Genomic DNA, 8,693 nt, shown 5'->3' with positions numbered 1-8,693 from the left:
CAAAATCACAGGAAATCAAAACAATTAAACGGTTCTAGGGGTTGCAGGATCAGTAAAATAGAGAACCACCCCCACAGAAACCCCCACCCCCACAGAAACCCCCACACCAACGGAAACACCTACTACAGACGCGCAAGAAAATAATCAAATACCGGAAACAACACCAACACCAGCAATTACTCCTAGTAATTAACGGTGACATACTCCACACACTCCCTTGCTTATTTCAATACCACCCAGACTGAGAATTAAGTAAGCTGATAAATAATCTTAAATCAGTTTCTTCTAGGAAATTACGCCAAGAATTCTCGGAACAATTAGCCAAAATTTATTGGAAAGATGTTTTCTGGAACGGATCTTATTTCGTTGCTAGTTGTGGCGGGGTGACTATCTCAACATTACGGAAATATATTGAAAATCAAAATTCACCGGAAGAGTAAGAAAGTGTTCGTTTCCGACCTGTCTCCCTTCCTGTGTGCTACGCTACGCAATTCATCCCACGCTCCTAAGAGTGAGACGTGGGGCTTCTTGCTGTTAAGCTAAATTAAAGATAGCCCCAGTAATTTTCTTACTGGGGACTATTTTCATCTATCTTCAGTAATAATTCACAAATAAATTGTCAAACACACTATTAATCACGGGAACTGATACGGGGGCTGGTAAAACTTTTTTGACAACCGTTTTAGCAGCCTATTGGCGAAAATATCGCCCCCAAAGTAGCTTGGGAATTATGAAACCGATTCAATCAGGAGTAGGCGACAGGGAACTTTACCACGCTCTTTTTACACTAGACCAGTCGCCAGACGAAACTACACCTCTGTATTTTAAAGCACCTCTAGCGCCCCCTATTGCCGCAGCTAAGGAAAATCGCACCATAGATTTGGCTTTGGTTTGGCAGACTTTATTGAAGTTGCAACAGCGGCGTGATTTTTTGTTGGTAGAATCTTTGGGGGGGTTGGGTTCACCGATTACTCATGAATTAACAGTAGCGGATTTAGCGGGTGAATGGCGTTTGCCAACAATTTTAGTTGTACCTGTGAGATTGGGTGCGATCGCTCAAGTTGTTGCTAATGTAGCATTGGCAAGACAAGCTAAAGTAAATTTGCGGGGAATTGTGCTTAATTGTACACAACCCCGGTTTGATGAAGAAATAGCCGATTTAACACCACCAGAGTTAATTCAATCATTTACTCACATACCCGTTTTAGGTTGTTTACCTTATTTAGAAGAACCCACTAACCTAACAAAACTAGCCCAAGTAGGATCTAATTTAGACTGGGAAATACTATCTTTATAGGTGAGAGGAAACAGGGAACAGGGAACAGGGAACAGGGAACAGGGGGATAATAACAACTGACAACTGACTAATTACCAATCATGATTTCTACTATTCCAAATTCTTCTACTGAAAATCTTGCTAATGTACGGTTGCAAATTCGATCCTTACAACCGCAATTAATCGAATGGAGACGACACATACATCAAAAACCAGAGTTAGGTTTTCAAGAAAAACTGACAGCAGAGTTTATTTCCCAAAAGTTGCAAGCATGGGGAATTGAACATCAAACAGGTATAGCCGAAACTGGTATTGTCGCTATTATTAAAGGTGAAAAATCTCAGCATGGTAAAGTATTAGGTATCCGTGCTGATATGGATGCCTTACCAGTTCAAGAAGAAAACGAAGTGACCTATTGCTCCCAGCATAATGGAGTGATGCACGCTTGCGGACATGACGGACATACAGCGATCGCAATAGGTACAGCATACTACCTTCAACAGCATCGTCAAGATTTCAGCGGTACTGTGAAAATTATCTTCCAACCAGCAGAAGAAGGACCAGGTGGTGCAAAACCCATGATCGAAGCAGGAGTCTTGAAAAACCCAGATGTTGATGCCATGATCGGCTTACATCTGTGGAATGATTTACCTGTGGGGACAGTAGGAGTTCGTCCTGGGGCTTTGTTAGCTGCTGTAGACTTCTTTAACTGTACAATTTTAGGCAAAGGTGGACACGGCGCACTGCCCCATCAAACCGTTGATTCAGTTGTAGTCGCTGCTCAAATCGTTAACGCCTTGCAAACAATTGTAGCCCGTAACATCAACCCCTTAGATTCCGCTGTGGTGACAATAGGTGAACTCCACGCTGGTACTAGAATGAATGTAATTGCTGATACCGCCAGAATGAGTGGTTCAGTCAGATATTTTAATACTGATTTAGCCGGCTTTTTTAAACAACGTATTCAACAAATTATTGCTGGAGTCTGCCAAAGTCATGGCGCAAATTATGACTTGGAATATATCAATCTTTATCCTCCAGTAATTAATGATGCCGGAATGGCAGAATTAGTGCGATCTGTAGCAGAATTAGTAGTAGAAACACCTGTAAATATTGTTCCAGAATGTCAAATTATGGGCAGTGAAGATATGTCATTTTTCTTGCAAGAAGTTCCAGGTTGTTATTTCTTTTTAGGTTCAGCTAATGCAGAGAAAAAATTAAATTATCCTCATCATCATCCCCGATTTGATTTTGATGAAACAGCTTTAGTCATGGGTGTAGAAATATTTGTTAGATGTGTGGAAAAATTTTTGATATAGCAGTGGAAAGGGTGGTTATATCATGTCCGGTTGTTCGCGTAGCGTCTCGTCAGAGATATACTTATCATTAAGACAGCAGGGGAGCAGGGGGAAAAGAATTTTTGGATTTCTGCACAACCAGTTATATCGCAAGTGATTAGGCGGACATTATATTAGGACATCAATGTAATAATCAAACTCTGACCCCAAGAGGGTTTTAGTGCTGACTCCTGCTATATCTGGAAAGTTGGGGATTTATGGGATAGGAAAAGTTCCTAAAATTTGATCAACTCCTGCACCTCTAGTTGCTTCTCCATCGGATACCCAATCATTATTAACATCTATTAAACTTACTCCAGCTTGAAAATAACACTGTAATTCAATATTTTTCTGATCTTCTGATGTTAATAAGTTAAAGTTTCCACCATTAGTAGCACATCTAAATTGCGCTTTTTTCAATTCGTTGGCATAGTTTTTTTGTAGATATTGATTATATTGATTATTAGGTGAATTAGTAGGTAAGGGAGTTAAAAATTTATTTTCGTTTCCTGGAGTTGGTAAACTGCCTAAATATGATCCATAACGATTACCATCCTTCTCTTTTTTAGGATTCCAACAGGTAAAATAAACTTTCTGATTTTGATCATGTTTATATATTGCTAATCCTATAATTTGATTTGGTGGACATTGTTTTTCATATTCTTTGGTATACTCTAGATAGAGTTTGGTTAATTGTTGAAATAAGGTTTCACATTTTTGCTTTCCGCAATATCCTTTAATAATTGGTCTTTTATTGGTCTTTCCTAATGCAATTCCTGAATTAAATAATTCTAAGCTAACTAAGGGAATAAATAATGATGTAATGATGGGGAATAGGAGAATTAAGTTTTTAAATTTCATAGTTTTATAAATTATCTGATGCAAGATACTAAAAATGATTTTCTCATATTTTCTTCTCCTCTTTTTGCTTTTATCATTAATAAAATCTATATTTTTACATATTTGTAGACATATTAACTTATATCTAAATAATAGCTAGAATCATTCATTGATTTTTCCCTTGCCTTTCTTTACTTTTTCAACCAACCCTATTTATCAGTGTTTTAGGGCTGGCAGGATGCCCCCCACAAAATTGTATAATTTGTAGTATAATTTGTTATTTGGTTAACCTTGGTAAGAAATATGTAATAGATGGAATATAATAATGTATTAGTCACCATTGCAACGGTGAATTTTGATAAGTTGGTAAATTTCTATATTCAGCTACTAGAACAAGAACCAAAAAACCTCATACCCAATGTCTATGCTGAGTTTCAAATCTCTAGCCTCAGCTTAGGTATTTTTCAACCTAAAAAAAATAATCAATCAGAATTTGCAGTTAATACCAAAAGTCCGCTAAGTTTATGTTTAGAAGTGAGTAATTTAGAAAATGCCATAACTCACCTGCAATCTTTAGGCTATCCCCCACCAGGCAACATTTCCACTGCTTCCCACGGTAGAGAAATTTACGCTTACGACCCCGACGGCAACCGCTTAATTTTACATCAAAGTCATTAATCGTTGGGAAAAGGCAAAAGGCAAAAGATAAATAAATATTCTTCCCCTGCTCCCCCTGCTTTCTTCCCAATACCGAGTCCCCAGTACCCAGTCCCCAGTCCCCAATGTCTATAACTCAAAACTACAAATTAAATCTAATTCAATGGTATCCCGGCCACATCGCCAAAGCTGAAAAAAAGCTACAAGAACAGCTAAAACGAGTAGATGTGGTGTTAGAGGTGCGGGATGCACGTATTCCCTTAGCTACAAACCATCCGCAGATGAATGATTGGGTGGGGAGTAAGTCGCGGGTGTTGGTAATTAACCGCTTAGATATGATTTCGCCTCAAGTGCGATCGGTGTGGGAAAATTGGTTTAAAAGCCAAGAACAAGTCCCTTATTTTACCAATGCTCAACATGGCCAAGGTATTGCAGCCATAGCTAAAGCAGCGCAAGCAGCAGGAATAGAACTGAATAAACGCAGAAAAGATCGGGGAATGTTACCCCGTGCAGTCCGTGCTGTAGTTATTGGTTTTCCCAACGTGGGAAAATCAGCATTAATTAACCGTTTGCTAGGAAAGCGAGTCGTTGAAAGTGCAGCGCGTCCCGGTGTGACTCGTCAACTGCGTTGGGTGCGAATTTCTGAACAGTTGCAATTACTGGATGCGCCTGGTGTTATTCCCTCTAGACTAGAAAATCAAGCCGCAGCAGTAAAATTAGCGATTTGTGATGATATTGGTGAAGCATCTTATGACAATCAATTGGTAGCCGCAGCTTTTGTAGATATCTTAAATGAACTGCAAGAAACACATCCTCATTTGTTACCACCGCACCCATTACTTTCACGCTACGAAGTTGATTCTATCATTCACACTGGGGAAGCATATTTGCAAGTCTTAGCAGAACATCGTTATAAAGGAGATGTAGAACGCGCTGCTAGAACTCTCATCACCGATTTTCGCAAAGGACTGTTAGGAAATATTCCTTTAGAAATTCCACCTCATTGATATATGGCTGTTTCAGGACTTTCTTGAGTAGTAAATGAGTAGTCTGAGTAGAAAGTGAGTAGAAAGTGAGTAGTTAAAAATCTGGACAATCAGACTTGCTGATTTCTGGGTGACAGTAGTAGATCAGAACGGTTTGAACATCATCGCCCAACCAGTAAGCAACTTTATTCGGTGTTGACCCGGTGGCGATCGCCCAAGTAGCAAATGTATGTCTGGTTGAATAAAGTTTGAGGTAAGGTACTTGATCTCCCGTAAACTTGTTGAATTTTTCTAATCAACAAGTTTTCCACGTCTATCTATTGTTTCCGTGCGTGGTGATAAAACTTCTATAGTTAAACAAGCAAAAAAATATTTGCGTACTTTGCAGTTTGTGACAATTCAATCATGATCAACACAAACAGACAATCACCTTCTATGCCACCTTTGCATCAAATCCCCTCCAACCCTGTGGCAAAATTGATCAGAGTCCTAAAAAACTGATTATTCCCAGCATGACCGCAACTATTCCCAATCTCCCCAGTCTCTACGAACCCTTCTCCACAGAAGCCAAATGGCAAAAATTCTGGGAAGACAACCAAGTCTACAAAGCTGACCCCAACCACAAGGGCGAACCCTACTGTATCGTTATTCCTCCCCCAAACGTGACCGGCAGTTTGCATATGGGTCACGCCTTTGAAAGTGCCTTGATTGATACCCTCGTGCGCTACCATCGCATGAAAGGACGCAATACCCTCTGGCTACCCGGAACTGACCACGCCAGTATTGCTGTACAAACCATTCTCGAAAAGCAACTCAAAGCTGAAGGTAAAACTCGCAATGATTTGGGACGCGAAAAATTCCTAGAACGGGCTTGGCAATGGAAAGCTGAATCTGGGGGTACAATTGTTAATCAGCTGCGCCGTTTGGGTGTTTCGGTTGACTGGACGCGGGAACGCTTCACTTTAGATGAAGGTTTATCGAAAGCTGTTTTAGAAGCATTTATCCGCCTGTATGAGGAAGGGCTGATTTATCGCGGTAATTATTTGGTTAACTGGTGTCCCGCTTCTGGGTCTGCGGTGTCTGATTTGGAAGTGGAACCAAAAGAGGTAAATGGTAATCTTTGGCACTTCCGCTATCCTCTGAGTGACGGTTCTGGTTTTGTAGAAGTGGCGACAACTCGACCAGAAACGATGTTGGGTGATACAGCAGTTGCGGTTAACCCCGAAGACGAACGGTATAAACATTTAATTGGTAAAACCCTGACTTTGCCAATTATGAACCGAGAAATCCCGATTATTGGTGATGAATTGGTTGACCCTGCTTTCGGTACGGGTTGCGTGAAAGTAACTCCAGCCCATGACCCCAATGATTTTGAAATGGGTAAACGTCATGATTTGCCGTTTATCAATATTATGAATAAAGACGGCACTCTGAACGAAAATGCTGGGGAGTTTCAAGGACAAGACCGCTTTGTAGCTAGGAAAAATGTGATTTCTCGCCTAGAAGCAGATGGGGTTTTGGTGAAGATAGAAGATTATAAACATACAGTACCTTATAGCGATCGCGGAAAAGTCCCCGTTGAACCTCTCCTTTCTACCCAGTGGTTTGTCAAAATTCGCCCTCTTGCTGACAAAACTCTCGAATTCCTCGACCAGCAAAATTCCCCTGAGTTTGTCCCCCAACGCTGGACTAAGGTTTATCGTGATTGGTTAGTAAATCTGCGTGACTGGTGTATTTCCCGTCAACTTTGGTGGGGTCATCAAATCCCCGCTTGGTACGCTGTCAGCGAAACCGGCGGACAAATCACTGACTCAACACCCCATATTGTAGCGCGAACGGAAACGGAAGCTTGGGAAAAAGCCAAATCACAATTTGGGGAAAATGTCCAATTAGAACAAGACCCCGATGTTTTAGATACTTGGTTTTCTTCTGGTTTATGGCCTTTCTCTACTCTCGGCTGGCCAGAACAAACCCCAGATTTAGCAACTTACTACCCCAACGCCACCTTAGTTACAGGTTTTGATATCATCTTTTTCTGGGTTGCAAGAATGACGATGATGGCGGGACATTTCACCGGACAAATGCCGTTTAAAACTGTTTACATTCACGGCTTGGTCAGGGATGAAAATAATAAGAAAATGTCGAAATCAGCAAATAATGGCATTGACCCATTATTGCTAATTGACAAATATGGTACTGATGCCCTCCGCTATACCTTAATTAAAGAAGTAGCAGGCGCTGGTCAAGATATTCGTCTAGAATATGACCGTAAAAAAGATGAATCCACATCTGTAGAAGCATCTCGTAACTTTGCTAATAAGTTATGGAATGCTGCCAGATTTGTAATGATGAATTTGGATGGGCAAACTCCAGCCCAATTAGGTAAACCTGAACCTACAGAACTCAGTGATAAATGGATTCTTTCCCGTTATCATCAAGTAGTTAAACAAACCACTAATTACATCGATAATTATGGTTTAGGCGAAGCAGCAAAAGGACTTTATGAGTTTATTTGGGGTGATTTCTGTGACTGGTATATTGAATTAGTAAAATCCAGATTACAGAAAGATGCAGACCCCGCATCTCGCCAAGTAGCCCAACAAATTCTTGCTTATATATTGGAAGGGATTTTAAAACTACTTCATCCCTTAATGCCTCATATCACTGAAGAAATTTGGCAAACGCTCACTCAGCAACCGGCAGAAAATCCCCAGATTTTAGCTTTACAAAATTATCCAGAAGCGGATGATAAATTAATTGATCAAGCTTTAGAAGCACAGTTTGAATTGTTAATTAATACTATTCGCACAATTCGCAATTTACGGGCAGAAGCTGATATTAAACCAGGGGTAAAAGTCACTGCTAATTTGCAAAGTGAGAATGAAAATGAGCGTTTTATTCTCAATGCTGGCCAGTCTTATATCCAAGATTTGGCAAAGGTAGAAACTTTAACTATTTCTAATGCGGCATCTCAAGCAAAAACCAACCCTGTTTTTACTAGCAAATATTGGCGCACTTTCACAACGCTTGGGTTAATTATTGTTGCCTTAATTTCTCTAAGAGTGGCGATATTTGTCGGAAATACATCTCTACGTCTACCCATTTTTGGCACTTTCTTTGAAACTGTGGGTTTGCTTTATGCAGGTTGGTTTATTGTCCGCTATTTGCTGAATGGTAAAGCGAGACAAGAATTATTTGCTAAATACCTCCCACCCAGCGAAGAACCAACCCAAATACAGCTAGAACCAAACCCAGAAAAAGAAAATTCTATTGCAGGTGTTGTGGGTACAGTTCAGGTTATTATTCCCTTAACCGGGGTAGTTGATATTGATGTGTTGCGTGCCAAACTAGAGAAAAGCTTGAGTAAAATTGAAGCAGAAGTTAAATCTTTAAGTGGAAGATTGAGTAATTCTAACTTTGTAGATAAAGCTCCCGCAGATGTGGTACAAACTACAAGAGATGCTTTAGCAGAAGCTGAAAAACAAGCAGAAATTTTACGCGATAGGCTCAGTTCTTTATAACAGGTGATAGGTAACTAGGAACTGGGGACTGGTGATAGTAAAAAATTTCCGCCCCCTGTTCCCTGTTCTCTGTTCC

Annotated in this window: 6 protein-coding genes and 1 pseudogene; 6 read left to right on the top strand and 1 reads right to left on the bottom strand. The window is 40.3% G+C overall.

Translation table 11 applies throughout. The annotated features are described in order from the left end of the window. Positions 1-215: 215 nt before the first annotated feature. The 3 genes and pseudogenes from tnpA to H6G06_RS12185 form a co-directional block, all read left to right on the top strand. Positions 216-440 (top strand): annotated as a pseudogene (tnpA, locus tag H6G06_RS12195) (IS200/IS605 family transposase); the annotation flags it as partial. Positions 441-616: 176 nt separating this feature from the next. Further along, positions 617-1,297 carry a dethiobiotin synthase gene (bioD, locus tag H6G06_RS12190; RefSeq protein WP_190560408.1) on the top strand — a complete coding sequence of 227 codons (681 nt, stop codon included), beginning with the start codon at positions 617-619 and terminating at the stop codon, positions 1,295-1,297. Positions 1,298-1,377: 80 nt separating this feature from the next. Then, a complete protein-coding gene (locus H6G06_RS12185) occupies positions 1,378-2,595 on the top strand; it encodes a M20 family metallopeptidase (RefSeq protein ID WP_190560406.1) in 1,218 nt (405 codons plus the stop codon). A gap of 234 nt (positions 2,596-2,829) precedes the next feature. Here the strand turns inward: H6G06_RS12185 and H6G06_RS12180 are convergent, their stop codons facing one another. Beyond that, complete coding sequence (locus H6G06_RS12180; RefSeq protein WP_190560404.1) at positions 2,830-3,474, bottom strand: hypothetical protein; 645 nt, start codon at positions 3,472-3,474, stop codon at positions 2,830-2,832. 291 nt (positions 3,475-3,765) lie between these two features. Between H6G06_RS12180 and H6G06_RS12175 the strand changes: the two genes are divergently transcribed. The 3 genes from H6G06_RS12175 (at position 3,766) to H6G06_RS12165 (ending at position 8,617) form a co-directional block, all read left to right on the top strand. After that, positions 3,766-4,131 (top strand): VOC family protein, encoded by a 366-nt coding sequence (locus H6G06_RS12175; RefSeq protein WP_190560402.1) that lies wholly within the window; start codon positions 3,766-3,768, stop codon positions 4,129-4,131. A gap of 104 nt (positions 4,132-4,235) precedes the next feature. Further along, positions 4,236-5,117, top strand: coding sequence for a ribosome biogenesis GTPase YlqF (ylqF, locus tag H6G06_RS12170; RefSeq protein WP_190560400.1), 882 nt, complete (start codon positions 4,236-4,238; stop codon positions 5,115-5,117). 491 nt (positions 5,118-5,608) lie between these two features. Then, a complete protein-coding gene (locus H6G06_RS12165; RefSeq protein ID WP_190560398.1) occupies positions 5,609-8,617 on the top strand; it encodes a valine--tRNA ligase in 3,009 nt (1,002 codons plus the stop codon). Positions 8,618-8,693: the final 76 nt, after the last annotated feature.

This window comes from Anabaena sphaerica FACHB-251 (genome assembly GCF_014696825.1).
GTDB lineage: Bacteria > Cyanobacteriota > Cyanobacteriia > Cyanobacteriales > Nostocaceae > RDYJ01.
Note: the sequence above shows the minus strand (reverse complement) of the source record. Positions and strands in the feature narration are given on the sequence as shown.